We start from the raw sequence: 18,772 nt of genomic DNA on the forward strand, positions 1-18,772 counted from the left end.
CGGGCTGCGTGAGATGCAATTCCTCGGCGGCGCGCGAAAAACTCAGGTGTCGCGCGACCGTTTCAAAGACCTTCAGTTGCCGCAGAGTCGCATTGCGCATCGTCATGGTCGATGTATAAGGAATCGTGAATCGACATAATAACAAACTTTAATTATGGGTAATTCAGCATAGACCCTAGCATGGATCTCATAAGCGGCGAAAATGCCCTGCACTACCCGACGAAGTAATCAGTGAATTCGTTCAATGCACGGCTGAATACTCGGGTTAACGCACGGATAGGGCGCGACAGCGCACGAAATGGCGGGAAACAGGCTGTAATGCTTACCGGCGCGGCGTTCTTATCTGATCGGAATAAAGAAAGAATCGCTTGAGAAAAGCGTCGAACGCTTTGATCCAGCGCAATACGGGGCGCCAATTTTTGAATCTTCCGAAATGGCGGAGCTCTTTTCGGACATAAAAATAAGGTGGGACGCATCCAGCACGGCGCTTAGGCCGGCTGCACTAAATAAATAGTGGAGACAAGTCATGGACGATATCACCCAGCAAACAACCGCCGGCACCTTCTGGCGGAATCGGTGGTGGCAACTGGTCATCGGCATGGTGTGCATGGCGCTGGTGGCTAATCTGCAATATGCGTGGACGTTGTTCGTGGCGCCTATGCATGCGAGGCACAACTGGAGTGAAGCGTCGATTCAGCTGGCGTTCTCCATCTTCATCCTGACTGAGACCTGGCTGGTGCCGTTCGAAGGCTGGCTCGTCGACAGGTTCGGTCCGCGGCCGGTGGTGGCGGCCGGCGCGGTCTGCGCGGGTTTATCGTGGATTCTGAATTCCCACGCGACGACGCTCGGCATGCTGTATGTGGCCGCGGTGATCGGCGGCATGGGCGCGGGCGGCGTGTACGGCACTTGCGTCGGCAATGCGCTGAAACTGTTTCCGGACCGGCGCGGTCTCGCCGCCGGCTTGACGGCAGCGGGCTTCGGCGCGGGCGCCGCGCTCACCGTGATTCCGATCGCGAATATGATCACGCGCCGTGGCTACGAGGACACTTTCTTTTTCTTCGGACTGGTGCAGGGCATCAGCATTCTGCTGCTCGCGATGCTGTTGATCCGTCCGACGTTGGGTCAGAAGGCGACACGCAAAACCCGGTTTGCGGTATCGAAGGTCGACTTCACCGCACGCCAGATGATCCGAACGCCGGTGTTCTGGGTGATCTATGCGTCATTTGTCGCGGTGGCCGCGGGCGGCCTGATGGCAACGGCGCAACTCGGGCCCATCGCCAAAGACTGGGGCATCGCGCGCATCCCGATGACGATTTTCGGCGCAACCTTGCCGCTGCTTACCCTCACGTTGTCGATCGATAACATCTTCAACGGGCTGACGCGGCCGCTGTGCGGCTTCGTGTCGGACAAGATCGGCCGTGAAAATACGATGTTCATCATCTTCATCGGCGAAGGTCTCGCGCTGCTCGGCATGATGCAATTCGGCAGCAATCCGTATGCGTTCATGGTATTTGCCGCGCTGATCTTCCTGTTCTGGGGCGAGATCTTCTCGATTTTTCCGGCGACCTGCGCCGATACGTTCGGCAGCAGGAATGCGGCGGCCAATGCCGGCACGCTGTACACCGCCAAAGGCACGGCTTCGCTGGTGGTGCCGATCGCGTCGATACTGGCGGCGACGGGCGGCTGGAGCCTGGTCTTTGTCGTCGCCGCTGTGATTACGATTGTCGCGGGCGTCTCGGCGAAATTCATACTCGAGCCGATGCGCCGGCGCTTTATCGAGTCGCACAATGAACCGGAGCAGCAACCAGGCACACTGGCGATGGCGGCAAGCGGCAACGCGTCGCGCATGAGCCATTGGCCCGAGCAGACGGGCGAATAGCGTGAGCCGCGCGCGAGCCGAGCCGACGCCATGAATGTTTCGCTGCAGCAACTCAAGGTGTTCGTCGCGGTCGCGCGCCAGCGCAGTTTCACGCGCGCGGCGCGCGAGTTTCACCTGACGCAATCGGCGGTGAGCCGTTGCGTACGCGAACTCGAAGAGGCGCTCGAACTGAAACTGTTCGACCGCACCACGCGTCAGGTCGAACTGACCCATGCAGGCGCGAGCCTCGAGCGAAGAATCGGCCGGCTGCTCGACGAAATCGAATTGACGCTGCTCGAAGAACGCGCCGCCTACGATGGGCACACGGGCGTCGTGGTGCTGGCGAGTAATCCCGTGCTGTCGTCGGGTTGGGTGCCGCACGCGCTGGCGCGGTGCGCGCGCGCGTTTCCCGCACTGATGGTGTCGGTCCGGGATCAGCCGCAAAGCGGGGTGCTGGCGAGCGTCGAGCATGGCGAGGTGGACTTCGGCGTGGTATCGGGCGCCGAGCCGTTCGATCACCATCTGCTGCACGCACAAGTCCTTTTCACCACACCGTTCCATGCGGTGATGCCATCGACGCATCCGCTTGCGCGGCACGACAGTGTCGGGTGGCGGGCGCTGCGCGAATCGCCGCTGATCACGCTCAACGCCGACACGGGCGCACGTGCGGCGCTGGAGTCGACCGTCGCCGCGAACGAATTGAAACGCTGGCCGATCCAGGAACTCGGGCATGTGGCGGCGGTATCGCGGATGGTCGAACTGGGCCTTGGCATCGGCGTATTGCCGGTCGATACCTATTGGCCTTTACCGGACTCGTCGCTGGTCAGCCGTCCGCTGGTTCCCGAAGCCACGCTTACCACCGTGCTCGTGCATCGCCGGAACCGTTCGCTGCGTCCGAACGCGGCCGCGGCCTGGGCGCAGTTCGCCGCGGCCGCGAGCGCGCCTTCACCTGCCGGCGATTGCGCCGATAGCGCCGATAGCGCGTGCTCCGTTGAGCGACCCTTCGACTGGCCGCCCGTCGCACCAGGCCAAAGGCTTTTGCATGAACCGTAGACCGGGTGCCGGCCGCAACACAGCGAACCAGTAGCGGTCTTGACCCGATGCACCGCCAAGCCACATAACGTCTTACTCGAGGAGCTTCATGATGGAAACCCAAACCGACCTCAGGCACCATGATCTGCTGATCGACGGCAAACGCCTGCCGCCCGGCACCGGGGAATATTCGGTCGACATCAATCCGGCCACCGAGGAACCGATTGCGCGAGTGGCGCAGGGCAGCGCGGCCGATGTCGATACCGCGGTGCGCGCGGCACGCAGCGCGTTGAAGGTGTGGAATTCGATTCGGGCCGCTGAACGCGGGCGTATTCTGCAGCGGCTTGCCGGCCTCATGCGCGCCGACCTCGAAGAACTCGCCGCGCTCGAAAGTCTGGACGGCGGCAAACCGATTTCCGCGGTGATGCGCCAGGACATTCCCGCCGCGATCGATACGGTCGAGTATTACGCGGGCTGGTGCGACAAGATCAACGGCCAGGTCGTGCCGACCCGTCCCGATGCGTTGACGTACACGTTGCGCGAACCGGTCGGCGTGGTCGCCGCGATCGTGCCGTGGAATTTCCCGCTGATGATCGGTATGTGGAAGATCGCCCCGGCGCTTGCATGTGGCTGCACGCTGATCGTCAAGCCTGCGGAGATCACGCCGCTCACCGCGTTGCGTATCGGCGAACTCGCGCTCGAAGCGGGCGTGCCGCCGGGCGTGCTGAATATCGTGACCGGCAAGGGCAGCGTGGTCGGCGATGCGCTGGTTTCGCATCCCGGCATCGACAAGGTCACGTTCACCGGTTCGCCGTCGGTCGGCCGAGGCATTCTGCAAGGCGCGGCGGGCAATTTCAAACGCGTGACGCTCGAGCTGGGCGGCAAATCGGCAAACGTGATCTTTGCCGATGCGAATCTCGACAATGCGGTGCGAGCGGCGGCCTCCGGCGTGTTTTTCAACACGGGCCAGGTGTGCTCGGCGGGCTCGCGGATTCTCGCGCACCGCGACGTGTATGACGAAGTCGTCGAGCGCCTGTCGGCGCGCGCGAAGTCGATCAAGGTCGGCGATCCGTCGGTGAAGGATACGTCGATGGGGCCGCTGATCTCCGCCGCGCAGATGAAGACGGTGCTGGGCTACGTCGACACCGGCCGCACGGAAGGCGCGTCACTTGTTACAGGCGGTGCGCGAGTCGGCGAACGCGGCTTTTTCGTCGAACCGACCGTGTTCGCCAATGTCGAGCACGAAATGCGCATTTCGCAAGAAGAGATCTTCGGACCGGTGGCCAGCGTGATCCGTTTCGACGACGAGGCCGACGCGATCCGAATAGCCAACGGCACCGCGTATAGTCTCGCGGCCGGCGTGTGGAGCGCGGACCTCGGCCGTGTGCACCGCGTCGCGCGCGATCTGAAAGCGGGCACCGTGTGGATCAACACCTATGGCTATACCGACGTGCGCCTGCCATGGGGCGGCTCGGGCGATTCAGGTTTTGGCCGCGAGCATGGCGATGTGGCGATCGAGAACTTCACGGAGCCGAAAGCGGTGTGGCTCGCGATCGATCAATAACGGGCCCATAAAAAAAGGATCGAGCGCACGGTTGCGCTCGATCCTTTCGCCGATATCACGAACTACCACGAGCCGCGACGAGTTCGCGATCCGGGTAGCTGTTCGAGTCAATCGCCTTGCAAGGCCATCCGCTCACGCAGTTTGATCAGTGCGAGTACGACGTCGATCGTCGGCGTCGGTTCGGCGACGAGGCGGCCCATCTCCTGCACGACCGTCAGCAACGGATCGATTTCCATCGGACGACGATTCTCCAGGTCAACGAGCGTCGATGTTTTATGCGCACCGACCGCGCCCGCGCCGTCGATGCGTCTTTCCACGTCCACGCGGAAATGCACGCCGAACTGCTCCGCGATGCGCTGCGCTTCGAGCATCATCGTGCGTGATACCGCGCGCGTGCCGGGGTCGCTCGTCAGTACGTCGAGCGTCGCGTGCGTCAGTGCGCTGATCGGGTTGAAGCAAAGATTGCCCCACAGCTTGAGCCAGATTTCGTCGCGAATATTGTCGCGAATCGGCGCTTCGAATCCGGCTGCCTGCATGATTTCGTGGAATTGCTGAATGCGTGGCGTGCGCTCGCCGCTCGGTTCGCCAATGGGGAATTTCTTGCCATACACATGCTTGATGACGCCAGGCTCGACGATCTCGGCCGCCGGATACAGCACGCAGCCGATCGCGCGTTCGGGTCCGAGCTTGGTCCATTGGCTACCGTCCGGATCGACGCTCGCGAGCCGCGTGCCGGCGAAGCGTCCACCATGCTGATAGAAGTACCAGTACGGAATGCCATTCACGCCGGTGACGATCGCCGTATGCTCGCCGAGCAGCGGCTGCATCGAATCGACCACGGCCGGCAGCGAATGTGCCTTCAGGGTGATGATTACCAGGTCCTGCACGCCGAGCTCACGCGGATCGGACGTGCAGCGAACCGGTGCGCTGAAGGTTTCGCCATCCATGATCAGACGCACGCCATGCTCTTTCATTGCGGCCAGGTGCGGGCCGCGCGCGATAAAACTCACGTCCGCGCCGGCGCGCGCCAATTGCACGCCCATCAAACCGCCTATCGCTCCCGCTCCGAAGACACAGATCTTCATGATGTCGCTCCCATGACGATGAAAAAGCCGTTTGCGTGACACCGCATTTTTCGAGCCGCGGCGGCAGTTACTTCTGGAGCATAAGTTCGGCGAACGAATAGCGATAGTTAAAGTTTTTCCCTGCGTGCATTAGCGATCGTTTATGGAAGCGCGACGCAGGTTTATTCATCAACGACGCGACGGCAGCATTCCGCTGACTGGACTGGATGCCGTTGCGCACTTTCAACCCCGCCTCACCAGCAGAAAGCTCACGCCGATCGCCGCTAGCAATCCGCCGCAGCAGCGATTGAACCAGCGCCGCACGTTCGCGCGCACGAGCCATTTGCCGAGGTACATACCGGCCCATGAATACAGTGCAATCGCGATCCATTCGAGGACCAGGAAGCTCGCGCCAAGCGCGGCGAATTGCGGGAATATCGGCTGCGTGACATCGATGAATTGCGGCAGGAACGCGGTGAAAACCAGGATGGCCTTCGGATTGCCCGCTGCCACGAAGAACTCCCGGCGGGCAATCGGGGTCAGCCCGGCGGGCTGCGGTTGCGACGTATCGACGGCGGCGGCGTCGCTGCGCCACAACTGGATCGCGAGCCAGATCAGGTAGGCCGCGCCGGTCACCTTGATTGCGAGAAAGATCCATTCCGACGCATGCAGTACGACGGCCAGACCCGTCGCGGCGAGCGCGAGCATCATCGCGAACGCGAGCAGCCGCCCGCTGCCTCCGACGAACGCTTTGATGAAACCGTGACGCGCGGCCACATTGATGGAAAGCAGATTATTGGGCCCAGGCGCGAGATTGATCGCAAAGCAGGCGGGCAAAAAGAACAGCCAGGCGGTAACGGACATGACGGGCCCACACGGAACGGACGATGGCGATGGATTGCGCGCCCTGTCGCGCGACGCGTGTGGGCTGATTGTAGCGAAACGGCGCGAGACTTCCGGTGGCCACGCGATTCAGATCAGTTCACCACCTCGATGAAGCCGGGGTCGCCGAGCAGCGTCTGGACACTCAGCTTGACCGTGTCTTCGATCGCGATCGTATTGCTCGTGAATTTGGGCGACTTCTGCTTGACGGTGCGGGTAGTGGAAAACAGCACTTTCTGCGTCCCGGCATCGATCACGACGTAGCGCATCTTCAGCGTCCAGAGCGCGGGCGAGCGAATGTCGTCGACCGTGAACGTTTCAATGGAACCGCTCAAAACGCGGCGGTTGTTATCGATACGCAAACCGGCTACCCGCAGGCTGTTGGCGACACTGTTGCGCACGACCTGACTGATATCGTCCTTCAGCACCAGTCCGGTCATCGCGGTGTTTTCGATGCGGTTCGGTGAAATACGGCCATCACGGGCCGGCAAATACAGGAAGTCGCGAGCCGGGGCGACGCTGAGCGAGCCGGTCGCATGCGTCCTCGTGTGCTGCGCGCTGCTGTTGAGGCCGAACCATGACCATGAGCAGGCGGACAGCATCAGCGGCAGGAGCACGGTGCCGCAGCGCTTGAGGATCGCGGATCTCGGCGGCGAAGCTGCGGCGGCCATGCTGGAGAAAGCTGCGGTCGAAGTCAGGGGAGTTCGCCTTTCAAATGAAGTCGTACCGGTCGGGAACTGCATGGCCGTAGTGAGTCACACCGTCGACTTTCAGACCGGACCTTTCGATTCGCTGATCCGGCCGGCAAGTTCGGCCATCATACCTGGCTGCGTTTGCGATGGATACCGGCGGGGAGTCGATCAGAAGAAACCGGCTTTGCCCTGCGTCATGTCGATTAGCGCACGTTTTGCGTCGTCAACCGCGTTGGCGGGCACGCGCATCGTCATCTTCACCAGCATGCCGTACACGCTTTCGATGAGCGCATAAGCTTCGGCATCGATCCATCTACGTACCTTGGCTTCGTCCGCATAGCTGACTTCCACGCCCAGCGAAACCTGAGCGATTCTCTCGACCCGCGGCGCATCGAGCAGCGCCGTCGCGATCGCGTCGGTGTACGCGCGCACGAGACCGCCCGCGCCGAGTTTTACACCGCCGTAATAACGCACGACCGCGGCCAGTACGCCGTCGAGATCGTGATGGCGCAGCACTTCGAGAATCGGCCGGCCTGCGGTGCCAGAGGGCTCGCCGTCGTCGGACATGCCCGACTGACCGCCGGCTAGCAGCGCCCAGCACACATGCGTCGCGGACGGATGTTGTTCGCGCAGACGCTGCAATTCGGCCATCGCCGCGTCGCGATCCGCAACCGGTATCGCGTGCGCAACGAAACGGCTCTTGCGAATCTCGAGTTCCGCGCTCAGCGGCGCGGGCAAGGTGTAGGTCGGCAAGCCAGGAACGTCAGTCGATAAAAGGCGCGCAAGCGGCGCGGTGCCCGCCATGGTAACGGATCGCCGCTGCGCCGGGCCCGTGGCGACGTTCGCGCGTTCGTCTACAATGGGCCGCTGAACGCGGGTCCATTGACCCGATCCAGCGCGTTCCCAAGGAGATGACATGCTTGACTTCTCGACGTTAGGGACTTTCGTTGCCGTCGTACTCGGCCTGTTTTTGATACCGGGGCCGGCCGTGCTGCTGGTGCTCACGCGCACCATGCACGGCGGACGTCGCGCCGGCATTCTGACCGGCCTCGGTATCGCAACCGGCGATTTCGTGCACACGCTGGGCGCGGCGATCGGGCTTTCGGCGCTGCTGATGACTTCCGCGCTGGCCTTCAATGCGGTCAAATTCATCGGCGCCGCCTATCTCGTCTATCTGGGCATTCGCGCATTGCGCGAGAAGCGGGCAAATCCGCATTTGCCCGCCGTCGCGCCGGTGTCCGGCTCAAAGGCGTTTTTTCAGGCGATTCCCGCGGAAGTACTGAATCCGAAGACCGCGCTGTTTTTCCTCGCGTTCCTGCCGCAATTCGTGCGGCCCGAGCATGGCTCGACGTTTTTTCAGTTCGCGACGCTAGGGCTGATTTTCGTCGGCATGAGCGCGCTCTATACGACGCTGATCGTACTGACCATGCGTCCGCTGGGCAGACTCGTGAAGCGGCTGACGTGGCTCACGCGCTGGCAGAACAAGATTATCGGCGTGCTGTTCATTTCCCTCGGCCTGCGGGTGGCGGTGCAAACACGCTGAGTCAAACCTGCTGACTCAAACCCGCTGACTCAAACCCGCTGCGTCGCTTGCATCTGCGCTGCTTGCAGGCTGGAGCGAAGCCGCCCCGCGTCGGTGGCGCGTTTGTGAGAAGGGTTGGATTGCTAGGTCAACGCGAGCAGAATCCCGACGCGAAAACAACGATTAGCAGGAAGCTCGCGGCGACCAGGTCATACGGACAATTCATGATCGGGTGAGAACGTACGAAGCGAAAGAAGCATCATAGGCAGAAGCGCTTCGTGCGACTGTTAAGGTTTGCAAGGTGCGATGCGGTGACACGTGCGAAAGCGCATCGCTGGCGATTCGGGAGACAGCAGTGAATGACGCGACGACTTCTTCAGTCTCTTCCGCGGTGCCGTTCACGAATACGGCGACGCGCGCAATCGAGTTCTGGTTCGACTTCGGCAGCAACTACAGCTATCTGAGCGTGATGCGCATCGAAGCGTTGGCGGCGGCGCGGCACGTGCAAATCCTCTGGCGTCCTTTTCTGCTCGGCCCGGTGTTTCGCCAGCTGGGTTTCGATAACTCGCCATTCGTATTGCAGAAAGAGAAGGGCGCGTATGTGTGGAAGGATATGGAGCGGCAATGCCGCAAATACGATATCGCACTCACCCGTCCCAGCGTGTTTCCCCGCGCGGCGCTTCTCGCGATGCGGGTCGCGGTGCTCGGTGCGAACGAGGCATGGATCGCCGGCTATTGCCGCAAGATCGTGCAACTGAATTTCGCCGATGACCGCGACATCGGTTCAGTCGAAGTCGTGAGTGAAGCGCTCGACGTACTCGGGTTGCCGGCGCAACGTCTGATTGCCGATGCGCAAAGCGACGCCAATAAGTTGCGCCTGCGCGAACAGACCGAATCCGCGATGAACAAACACATATTCGGTGCGCCGACATTTTTTGTCGGTGGCGAAATGTTTTGGGGGAACGACAGGCTGGAAGATGCGCTGGACTACTGCGATTCGATGACGCCACGCGGCTAGCGCGGTCTTGGCGGGATGGGGCGCCGTCAATGCCACTATCAGTCGGCTTGCTGGCAAAAGCGGCGGCCCGGCACGTGGGACACCACGGCTTGAGCGATTTCGAGGGGAGTACTTTCGGCGGGAACGACGCGACGGCTCGATTCGGCTGCGTGCTTCATCGTCCATTCGACGAGCCGGTAGGAGCGGCCCCAGGGCGGTTGCAACGGATCGGAAACCTTGCAGGAATGAATCTGGCGAGTCCATTCATGGCCGGGCATCGCACGCAGGTGTTCGACTACCATCTGTTCAACCATGACTTGCCTCCTTCTTCTTCTCTGGCAGTGGCCAATTGCGGCGACATCCCCACAAGAAAAAATGCCGCCGATGTTCTGGCGGCTCAACAGGGGATGAGCGACATACTTGCAGCGAACAATTAAGCGAAACTTAAGAAGCACGGCCATTGCGCAAACGATTTTCAATGCCGGTAAGCGAGTGGAAGCAAACGCATATGGACGGAAAAAAGCCCATGCACGACTACGCACCGGCCGACGCGATGTCGTTGGCGCAGATGATGATCAAGGAGGCCGATCGAGCGATGTAGCAGGCCAAGCGCAACGGACGCAATCGTATCGAGGCAGTAGTCGTGGAGGCCGATGCGCAGCAGCTCGCGCGTTGAACGGCTAGAACGCGGTCGCCAACGCGATGCCAACCGACGGATCAAAACAAGACGACGCGAATCGCGCCGGCGCGCTGGCGCCGCGTGCGCGTCAAACCCCCGCCGCATCCGGCGGCACGCCGAGCAGTTGCAGCGAGCCGCCCATCACGCCGCTGAACACCGGCCCGGCGACCGTGCCGCCGTAGAACGCTTTGCCGGCGGGATCGTCGATCATCACCGCGACGATCAGGCGCGGGTCGCTCATTGGCGCCATGCCGACAAAGAGCGCGCGATAACGGTTCTTCGCATACGTCGCGCCGATCTGCTTGCGCGCGGTGCCGGTCTTGCCGCCGACGCGGTAGCCTTGCACCGCCGCCGCGCGTCCGGTGCCGCCCGCGCCGATCGCCATTTCCAGCATGTTGCGGATCGCGCGCGCGGTCGCGGGCGTGGTGACCGGCCGGCTGCGATCCGTGGCCGTCGCGCCTGTGTGTGCATCGAGCGGAGCGCGCAACAGGCTTACGCGCTGCATCGCACCGTCGCCCGCATAGGCGGTGTAGACCTGCGCGATCTGCAGCAGCGAGACCGACAAGCCGTAGCCATACGCCATCGTCGCCTGCTCGATCGGGCGCCAGCGTTGGTACGGCCGCAGCTTGCCAGCGGCCGCGCCCGGAAACGTCAGCTCGGGCTTCGTGCCAAGCCCGTACTGCTGATACTTGGTCCAGATGGTCTCGGCCGGCAGTCTTAGTGCGAGCTTTGCGAGCGCGATATTGCTCGACTTCTGCACCGCTTCGGCGATCGTCATCGCGCCGTGATTCGACGTATCGTGAATCACGGCCCGGCCGATCCGATACCAGCCAGGCGCCGTGTCGATGATGCTTTGCGGCCGCACCTTGCCCTCGTCGAGCGACAGCGCGACGACGAGCGGCTTGATCGTCGAACCGGGCTCGAACGTATCGATCACCGCGCGGTTGCGCAACTGCCGGCCACTCAGACCCGCGCGGTCGTTCGGATCGAAGCTCGGGTAGTTGGCGAGCGCGAGGATCTCGCCGTTGCGCGCATCGAGCACGACCACGCTGCCCGCTTCGGCGCGATGCCTCGCGATCGCCGCTTTCAGTTGCGCGTAGGCGAGCTGCTGGATGCGCCGGTCGATCGTCAGATGGATCGTGTCGCCGTTGCGCGCGGGCACGCGCGGCCGCGTCTCGGAGACGACCCGGCCGAGCCGGTCGCGAATCACTTCGCGCTGGCCTGGCACGCCTCGCAAGCGCTCGTTGGCCGCGAGTTCGACGCCTTCCTGGCCGTTGTCCTCGATGTCGGTAAAGCCGACGACGTGCGCGGCCGATTCGCCCTCAGGATAAAAGCGTTTCGAATCGGCGATCTGCGTGATGCCGGCGAGGCCGAGGCGTGACAGATGCGCGGCGGTGTCGGCGTCGACCTGACGCTTGAGCAGGACGAAGCTGCGCTCGCCGTTCAGGCGTCGGCGCAGCTCGGCGAGCGGCAAATCGAGCAACTTTGCGAGCGGCGTGAACGCGGCTTCGTCGATCAGCTTCGGCGACGCCCAGATCTCGTAAGTCGCGAGGCTGACCGCGAGCATCGAGCCATGGCGATCGACGATGCGCCCGCGCGTCGCGTCGAGTTCGAGCGTGCGCTGATAGCGCTTTTGCCCCTGGTCGACATAGAAGTCCTGGTTGAGGACCTGCACCCAGAACGCGCGGGCCGCGAGCGCCCCGAACGCACCGAACATCAGCAGCACGACGAGCTTCGAGCGCCACGCGGGCAGGCGTGCGGCGAGCAGCGGATGCTTCGCGGCCGGGGAGTAGCGCTCGTGCGACTGCGGTTTCTTCTGTCGGATCATGGGCGCGGATAACGGACGTCTCGATGGAGCGGGGCCGCCCTGATAGTCGGAGGCGGAGGGGGAGAGGGCCGTTGTGGGCTGCGCGAGTGCCGGGCGTTCGATGCGGGCAGGTAGCCGTCAACAGGACCGTCGTCGGCAGATTGTAAATAAAACGTAATACAAGCGCGAGCATCGTCAAAAAGGACGATTTGAGCCAAGGCGACGCGAGACCGTGAGGAAGAGCATGCCGGCGTGAATGGCATGCACGAGCCGACAGCAAAAAGCCGCGCGGACTTGCAAAATCCGCGCGGCCGGCTCGTTCGATTGATGCGTCGACACGACGTGGCATGTTGACAAGGCGCTTCCCTGCCTGTGGAGCGCCTTCTTTTTTGTGGGCCGGTCGCCTTAGCTGACGCGCGCCCGCAGCTAATCCTCTGTCAAGCCGGCAACGCGAAGCTCGCGATTGCCTCGCGCAGCACGCCGACCTGATCCTTCAGCGAATGCGCGGCAGCCGCGGCCTGTTCGACGAGCGCCGCGTTCTGCTGCGTGACCTGGTCCATTTCGCCGACCGCGCGATTGACCTGCTCGATGCCCGCGCTCTGTTCGCGCGACGCATGGCTGATTTCCTCGAGGATTTCGTTCACGCGCCGTACCGACTGCACGATCTCGCCCATCGTCGCGCCGGCGTTCGCGACGAGCGATGCGCCGGTTTCGACGGTGTGGGTCGAGGTTTCGATCAGCGCCTTGATTTCCTTGGCGGCCGTCGCCGAGCGCTGCGCGAGGCTGCGCACTTCGGATGCGACCACCGCGAAGCCGCGCCCCTGTTCGCCCGCGCGGGCCGCTTCGACCGCCGCGTTGAGCGCGAGGATGTTGGTCTGAAACGCGATGCCGTCGATCACGCCGATGATGTCGCCGATCTGCCGCGAGCTCGCGGTGATCTCGCCCATCGTGCGCACCACGTCTTCGACGACGAGGCTGCCGCGCGTGGCGACACCGGCGGCTTCGCTCGCGAGGTTCGCCGCCTGCGCTGCGCTGTCCGCGTTCTGCTTCACGTTGACCGTCATCTGGTCCATGCTCGACGCGGTTTCGACGAGCGCCGCCGCTTGCTCCTCGGTGCGCTGCGATAGATCCGTGTTGCCGGCGGCGATTTCGTTCGCGCCGACGTTGATGTTCTCGGTGCCCTGACGCACGCGCGATACGGTGTCGACGAGGCCCGTTTGCATCGTGTGCAGCGCATGCAGCAGGCTGCTGGTATCGTGCGGCGCGATCGGCACGCGCGTGGCGAGATTGCCCTGCGCCATCAGTTGTGCGTGTTCAACCGCGACTTCCAGTTCGCCGCCGAGCGAACGGCGGATGCTGCGCAGCACCAGCAGCATCACGGCCGTGGCGAGCGCGCCGAGCGTTACGGTGATCGCGCACCAGCGCAGCAGATTGCGATAGAACGCGCTTTCGACGTCGTCCATATACATGCCGGTTACGAGATACCAGTCCCACGGCGCGAAGTGCGCCGCATAGCTGGTCTTCGCGACAGGCTTTTCGCTGCCCGGCTTGGCCCACAGATAATCGACGAAGCCACCGCCGTTGAGATTGCCCGCGTTGACGATATCGACGAACAGATGGTTGCCCGCCGGATCGGTGAACTGCGCGAGCTTCTGGCCGACGAGATCCTGCTTGATCGGATGCATCAGCATGACCGGCTGCGAATCGTTGACGGAGATGTAGCCGTCCGTGCCATAGCGCATCGCCGCGAGTGTCGCGAGCGCCTGCTTTTTGGCGTCGTCTTCGGACAGCGTGTGCTGCTGCGCGAGCGCGTAATAGCGCGCGACGACGTGATTGCCCTGGTCGATCAGCGAGCGCAACTGGTCGCGCCGGTCGGAGATCATCGACGCACGGTTCTGCCACGCGCCAAAGCCGCCGATCAGGATCAGGCCGGTCCACAGGACGGCAATCATCGAAGCCAGTTTTCGGTTCAGAGTCATAGCAAGAAAATGGGCTTTCGCCACTTGAGTCCATTGGATGCGGTCTGTTTGCCGCTTTCTATGTTTACGGCGCGGCAAGGTATTAATGCAGGGCAGGGGAAACCCGCTGTCGGGCGCAGACATTTGTATGATTATTGGCCCGGGTTTTTTGATTGAGCAGTTGTTGCTCATTTACTTGATTCACAAGCGAAAAATCGCGCTGAGGGAACAATCGAGTTTGCTGGGTAAAAACCTGTTTCTGTATCTCGATTCGCTGGTGTTATGAAAGAACAGGCCCGAATCGACGAAACGTTTTTAGCGGCGGGATAATGATTTGATTTAATCCAACGCTTGAAAGTCGGCAGTCGAAGGATCGAAAGAGAATAAACGATCTGGCCGCCTGGCGGCCCTCGGGCGCCAGCAGTGGAGTCACAACTCCACAAAACGCCAAGGAAACGCCAAACGCTTTATCGGCATGCGGACGCAAAAAACGACACATTTCTCCACTTAATCGCAACGACGAAAAGCCGTGGGTATTTCAGAAAACCAGTCGATAGAAATTCCGCTATAGTCGCCCTTTTCCAGTCCCAGCCGGGCATAAAAAAGCGTCAATGAGCCCGCCACCAGGAGTACAGAAAATGAACGCTCGCGAACCCGCTTTCGTTGCCGCATCCCGTAGCGCGCGTCTGCGCCAGATGCTCGTCAGTAACGAACTCGAATTCATGATGGAGGCCCATAACGGTTTGTCCGCGCGAATCGTTCGCGAAGCCCGCTTTAAAGCAATCTGGGGCTCGGGCCTTGCGATCTCCGCGCAATTCGGCGTGCGCGACAATAACGAAGCAAGCTGGACCCAGGTCGTCGACACGCTCGAATTCATGGCGGACGCGAGCGATCTGCCGATCCTGCTCGACGGCGACACCGGTTACGGCAACTTCAACAACGTGCGCCGTCTGGTGCGCAAGCTCGAGCAACGCGGCATCGCTGGCGTATGCATCGAAGACAAGCAGTTTCCGAAGACCAACAGCTTTATCAACGGCGAGGCGCAGCCGCTCGCCGATATCGACGAATTCTGCGGCAAGATCGAGGCCGGCAAGGACTAGCAGACCGACGAGCATTTCTCGATCGTCGCGCGCGTCGAGGCGCTGATCGCCGGTTGGGGGATGGAGGAGGCGCTGCGCCGCGCGGAAGCATACCGCCGGGCCGGAGCCGACGCGATCCTGATCCACAGCAAGTTGTCGCGTCCCGACGAAATTCTCGAATTCGCACGCGAATGGGCCGGCCGCGGGCCGCTCGTGATCGTGCCGACCAAGTACTACAGCACGCCGACCGAGGTGTTCCGCGAAGCGGGCATCAGCACGGTGATCTGGGCGAACCATCTGATTCGCGCGGCGACCTCCGCGATGCAGGCCGTCGCGAAGGAAATCCATTCGAGCGAAACGCTCGTCAACGTCGAAGACAGCATTGCCGGGGTCAACGAGATCTTCCGCTTGCAGGACGCCGACGAATATTCGGAAGCGGAAGACCGCTATCTGTCGAGCGCTCGCGCGGCCGGCTCGGCGGTCGTGCTGGCCGCGAGCCGCGGCAAGGGGCTCGAAGCCGTCACCGAAGACCGTCCGAAGGTGATGCTGCCGATCGCCGGCAAGCCGCTGCTGCGCTGGCTCGTCGATGCGTTCAAGAAGCAGGGCGTCAACGACATCACGGTGGTCGGCGGCTATCGCGCCGATGCAATCGATACCGCGGGGATTCGCGTCGTCGTCAACGAGCGGCATGCGCAAACCGGCGAGCTTGCATCGCTCGCGTGCGCCGTCGACAAGCTCGCCGGCGATACCGTGATCTCATACGGCGATCTGCTGTTCCGCAGCTATATCCTGCGCGACCTGGTGGAAAGCGAGGCCGCGTTCAGCGTGGTCGTCGATTCGTCGTTGACCGACGCGGAAAACGCCAGCGTGCGCGATTTCGCGTGGTGCTCGGCCGCTGATGATCGCGGTCTGTTCGGCAGCAAGGTGATGCTGCGTCACGTCGCGAGCGGGCAGCATGCGTCGTCGGCGGCGCTTGCGGCGCAGGCGCCGCACGGCCGCTGGGTGGGGCTGCTGAAGGTGCGCGGCGAAGGCCGCGAACGCTTGCAGGCGGTGATGCGCGAATTGCAGGCACGCGACGATTTCGCGTCGCTCGATATGCCCGCGCTGCTCAACGCGCTGATCGAAGCCGGCGAGTCGATCGAGGTGCAATACGTGCACGGCCACTGGCGCGGCGTCAACGATCTGGACGACTTCCGCCGCGCGGGCGACTTCGCGCATGCGCAGGCCCCGTTCGCCGGCGCGCTCGGCGATGTGACAACCGCAGCGACGACTGCGGCGACGACTGTGGCGACAACCGCAGTGGCAACCGCGGCGAAGAACAACGCGGCAAGCGGAGGCGCGCAATGATCGAAGCCGCGCAATTCGTCGAAGCGGCGCGCGAGCGCGGTTTCGACTGGTATGCGGGCGTGCCGTGTTCGTATCTGACGCCGTTCATCAACTATGTCCTGCAAGACGAATCGCTGCATTACGTGTCGGCGGCCAACGAAGGCGACGCGGTCGCGCTGATCGCGGGCGTCGCGCTCGGCGCGAAGAACGGCCGGCGCGGCATCACGATGATGCAGAACTCGGGGCTTGGCAACGCGGTGAGTCCGTTGACGTCGCTCACGTGGACTTTCCGTTTGCCGCAACTGCTGATCGTCACGTGGCGTGGGCAGCCGGGCGTCGCCGACGAGCCGCAGCACGCACTGATGGGCCCGATCACGCCGGCGATGCTCGATACGATGGAGATTCCGTGGGAGACCTTCCCGACCGAGGCCGACGCGATCGGCGCGGCGCTCGATCGCGCGATCGCGCATATGGACGCAACCGGCCGGCCTTACGCGCTGGTGATGCACAAGGGCAGCGTCGCGCCCTATGAGTTGAAGGACGTCGGCGCGCCCGCGCAGCGCCCGCACGTTGCGGCGCACGTGCAGTTGCGCGGCGTGGCGGCGAACGAACTGGCGACGCGCCACGACGCGCTGCGAAAGGTGATCGCGCACACGCCGCTTGATTCGACCGTGGTGCTCGCATCGACCGGTTTCTGCGGTCGCGAGCTGTACGCGATCGACGATCGCGCGAACCAGCTATACATGGTGGGCTCGATGGGCTGCGTGACACCGTTCGCGCTCGGCCTTGCGCTCGCGCGTCCGGATCTGCAGGTGGTTGCGCTCGACGGCGACGGCGCGGCGCTGATGCGCATGGGCGTGTTCGCGACGCTCGGCGCGTACGGTCCGTCGAACCTCACGCACCTGCTGCTCGATAACGGCGCGCATGACTCGACGGGCGGCCAGGCGACGGTGTCGCCGCAGGTGTCGTTTGCGGGTGTGGCGGCGGCGTGCGGCTACGCGTCGGCGGTGGAGAGCGACGACCCGGCCGTGATCGACGAGTTGTTCGCCGCGCCGCCGCTCGACGGCCCGCGCTTCGCGCGCGTGGCAATCCGCCGAGGCACGCCCGATGGCCTGCCGCGCCCGACCATCACGCCGCCCGATGTGAAGACGCGGCTGATGCGCCACATCGGCGCGGGCTGAACCCGATGCAACCCAACGCACGAAAGGAACACCGATGCTGCTGCTCAACCCAGGCCCGGTAACACTCACCGAACGCGTCCGCAACAGCCTGTTGCAGACGGATCTGTGCCACCGCGAAAGCGAGTTTTTCGACTTGCAGGAAGAGGCGCGCACGCGTCTGGTCGACGTGTACGGGCTCGATCCGAACGAATGGCAGGCGGTGCTGATGACCGGATCCGGCACGGCGGGGGTCGAAAGCATGACGGCCGCGCTGGTGCCGCAACACGGCAAGCTGCTGGTGATCGAAAACGGCGTGTACGGCGAGCGGATCGCGCAAATCGCGACGCAATACGGCATCGCGCATGAAGCGCTAAAGCACGACTGGATGGCCGCGCCCGATCTGGCGCTGATCGCCGACCGCCTCGACGCGGACAAGTCGTTCACGCACGTCGCGGTGATCCATCACGAAACGACCACAGGGCGTTTGAACGATATCGCGGCGCTTGGCGCGCTCTGTCGCGAGCGCGGTCTGCGTCTGCTGGTCGATGGGGTCAGCAGCTTCGGCGCGGAGCCGATCGATTTCGCCGATGCAAGTCTCGATGCGGTCGCCGCGACCGCGAACAAGTGCCTGCACGGCGTGCCGGGCGCATCGTTCGTGCTGGTGCGGCGCACGGCGCTCGCGCAGGCGGCGAGCCGCACGTATTACCTCGATCTCGGGCGCCTCGCGCGTTTGCAGGACCAGCGCAACACGCCGTTTACGCCGTCCGTGCATGCGTATTACGCGCTCGTCGAAGCGTTGCGCGAACTCGCCGACGAAGGCGGCTGGCGCGCGCGTCACGCGCGTTATGCGGCGCTGGCCGAACAGGCGCGCGCGGGGCTTGCCGCGCGCGGCGTCGCCGGCGTGCTGCCGGCGCAGCAGTCGTCGGTGGTGTTGCGTGCGTACCGGCTGCCCGCGGGCATCGCGTACGCGCAACTGCACGACGAACTGAAGGCGCGCGGCTTCGTGATCTATGCGGGGCAGGGTGGTCTGTCGGCGGAGCTGTTCCGCATTTCGACGATGGGCAACATTCATGCGGCCGATATCGACCGTCTGCTGCAGGGCTTTGACGAGTTGATGCGCTGAGCGCCCCGCTGCGCGGGCGCGGCGGTTAG

15 protein-coding genes and 1 pseudogene are annotated in these 18,772 nt (G+C 63.3%); 8 read left to right on the plus strand and 8 right to left on the minus strand.

Annotated features, from left to right (window positions below):
* On the minus strand, positions 1-106 hold a 106-nt coding region (locus tag VGH68_RS20440; protein WP_331605581.1), incomplete at its 3' end, for a LysR family transcriptional regulator.
* 420 nt (positions 107-526) lie between these two features.
* Between VGH68_RS20440 and oxlT the strand changes: the two genes are divergently transcribed.
* The 3 genes from oxlT (at position 527) to VGH68_RS20455 (ending at position 4,454) form a co-directional block, all read left to right on the plus strand.
* Positions 527-1,879 carry an oxalate/formate MFS antiporter gene (oxlT, locus tag VGH68_RS20445; RefSeq protein ID WP_331605509.1) on the plus strand — a complete coding sequence of 451 codons (1,353 nt, stop codon included), beginning with the start codon at positions 527-529 and terminating at the stop codon, positions 1,877-1,879.
* A 30-nt stretch (positions 1,880-1,909) separates the two neighbouring features.
* Positions 1,910-2,911 (plus strand): LysR family transcriptional regulator, encoded by a 1,002-nt coding sequence (locus VGH68_RS20450; protein ID WP_331605510.1) that lies wholly within the window; start codon positions 1,910-1,912, stop codon positions 2,909-2,911.
* Between the two features lie 91 nt (positions 2,912-3,002).
* Positions 3,003-4,454, plus strand: coding sequence for an aldehyde dehydrogenase family protein (locus VGH68_RS20455; RefSeq protein ID WP_331605511.1), 1,452 nt, complete (start codon positions 3,003-3,005; stop codon positions 4,452-4,454).
* Between the two features lie 107 nt (positions 4,455-4,561).
* Here VGH68_RS20455 and VGH68_RS20460 read toward each other — a convergent pair whose 3' ends face one another.
* The 4 genes from VGH68_RS20460 to VGH68_RS20475 all read right to left on the minus strand — a co-directional run bounded on the left by VGH68_RS20460 (position 4,562) and on the right by VGH68_RS20475 (position 7,896).
* Positions 4,562-5,539 carry a 2-dehydropantoate 2-reductase gene (locus VGH68_RS20460; protein ID WP_331605512.1) on the minus strand — a complete coding sequence of 326 codons (978 nt, stop codon included), beginning with the start codon at positions 5,537-5,539 and terminating at the stop codon, positions 4,562-4,564.
* A gap of 222 nt (positions 5,540-5,761) precedes the next feature.
* On the minus strand, positions 5,762-6,382 hold the full coding sequence (locus VGH68_RS20465) for a LysE family translocator (protein WP_331605513.1): 621 nt from the start codon (positions 6,380-6,382) through the stop codon (positions 5,762-5,764).
* Positions 6,383-6,495: 113 nt separating this feature from the next.
* Entirely contained in the window at positions 6,496-7,071 is a 576-nt protein-coding gene (locus tag VGH68_RS20470; RefSeq protein ID WP_331605514.1) for a hypothetical protein, read from the minus strand.
* Between the two features lie 189 nt (positions 7,072-7,260).
* Positions 7,261-7,896: a YigZ family protein gene (locus VGH68_RS20475; RefSeq protein WP_331605515.1), complete on the minus strand. Its 636-nt coding sequence runs from the start codon at positions 7,894-7,896 to the stop codon at positions 7,261-7,263.
* 112 nt (positions 7,897-8,008) lie between these two features.
* Here VGH68_RS20475 and VGH68_RS20480 point away from each other — a divergent pair, with 112 nt between their 5' ends.
* Together VGH68_RS20480 and VGH68_RS20485 are read left to right on the plus strand one after the other, a co-directional pair.
* Positions 8,009-8,635: a LysE family translocator gene (locus tag VGH68_RS20480; RefSeq protein ID WP_331605516.1), complete on the plus strand. Its 627-nt coding sequence runs from the start codon at positions 8,009-8,011 to the stop codon at positions 8,633-8,635.
* A gap of 370 nt (positions 8,636-9,005) precedes the next feature.
* Positions 9,006-9,632: a 2-hydroxychromene-2-carboxylate isomerase gene (locus VGH68_RS20485; RefSeq protein WP_331605582.1), complete on the plus strand. Its 627-nt coding sequence runs from the start codon at positions 9,006-9,008 to the stop codon at positions 9,630-9,632.
* 38 nt (positions 9,633-9,670) lie between these two features.
* Here the strand turns inward: VGH68_RS20485 and VGH68_RS20490 are convergent, their stop codons facing one another.
* The 3 genes from VGH68_RS20490 to VGH68_RS20500 all read right to left on the minus strand — a co-directional run bounded on the left by VGH68_RS20490 (position 9,671) and on the right by VGH68_RS20500 (position 14,076).
* Positions 9,671-9,925, minus strand: a complete 255-nt coding sequence (locus VGH68_RS20490) for a DUF2866 domain-containing protein (RefSeq protein ID WP_331605583.1) — start codon at positions 9,923-9,925, stop codon at positions 9,671-9,673.
* A 453-nt stretch (positions 9,926-10,378) separates the two neighbouring features.
* On the minus strand, positions 10,379-12,118 hold the full coding sequence (locus VGH68_RS20495; RefSeq protein WP_331605517.1) for a penicillin-binding protein 2: 1,740 nt from the start codon (positions 12,116-12,118) through the stop codon (positions 10,379-10,381).
* 416 nt (positions 12,119-12,534) lie between these two features.
* Positions 12,535-14,076, minus strand: a complete 1,542-nt coding sequence (locus VGH68_RS20500; protein ID WP_331605518.1) for a methyl-accepting chemotaxis protein — start codon at positions 14,074-14,076, stop codon at positions 12,535-12,537.
* A 617-nt stretch (positions 14,077-14,693) separates the two neighbouring features.
* Here VGH68_RS20500 and aepX point away from each other — a divergent pair.
* The 3 genes and pseudogenes from aepX (at position 14,694) to VGH68_RS20515 (ending at position 18,743) form a co-directional block, all read left to right on the plus strand.
* Positions 14,694-16,481 (plus strand): annotated as a pseudogene (aepX, locus tag VGH68_RS20505) (phosphoenolpyruvate mutase).
* Complete coding sequence (gene aepY, locus VGH68_RS20510; protein ID WP_331605519.1) at positions 16,478-17,641, plus strand: phosphonopyruvate decarboxylase; 1,164 nt, start codon at positions 16,478-16,480, stop codon at positions 17,639-17,641. Before aepX ends, aepY begins: the two are co-directional and overlap by 4 nt.
* A 34-nt stretch (positions 17,642-17,675) precedes the next feature.
* On the plus strand, positions 17,676-18,743 hold the full coding sequence (locus VGH68_RS20515; protein ID WP_331605520.1) for a 2-aminoethylphosphonate aminotransferase: 1,068 nt from the start codon (positions 17,676-17,678) through the stop codon (positions 18,741-18,743).
* Positions 18,744-18,772: the final 29 nt, after the last annotated feature.

Origin of the sequence: Paraburkholderia sp. (assembly GCF_036488505.1) — a bacterium.
Classification (GTDB): Bacteria; Pseudomonadota; Gammaproteobacteria; order Burkholderiales; family Burkholderiaceae; genus Paraburkholderia.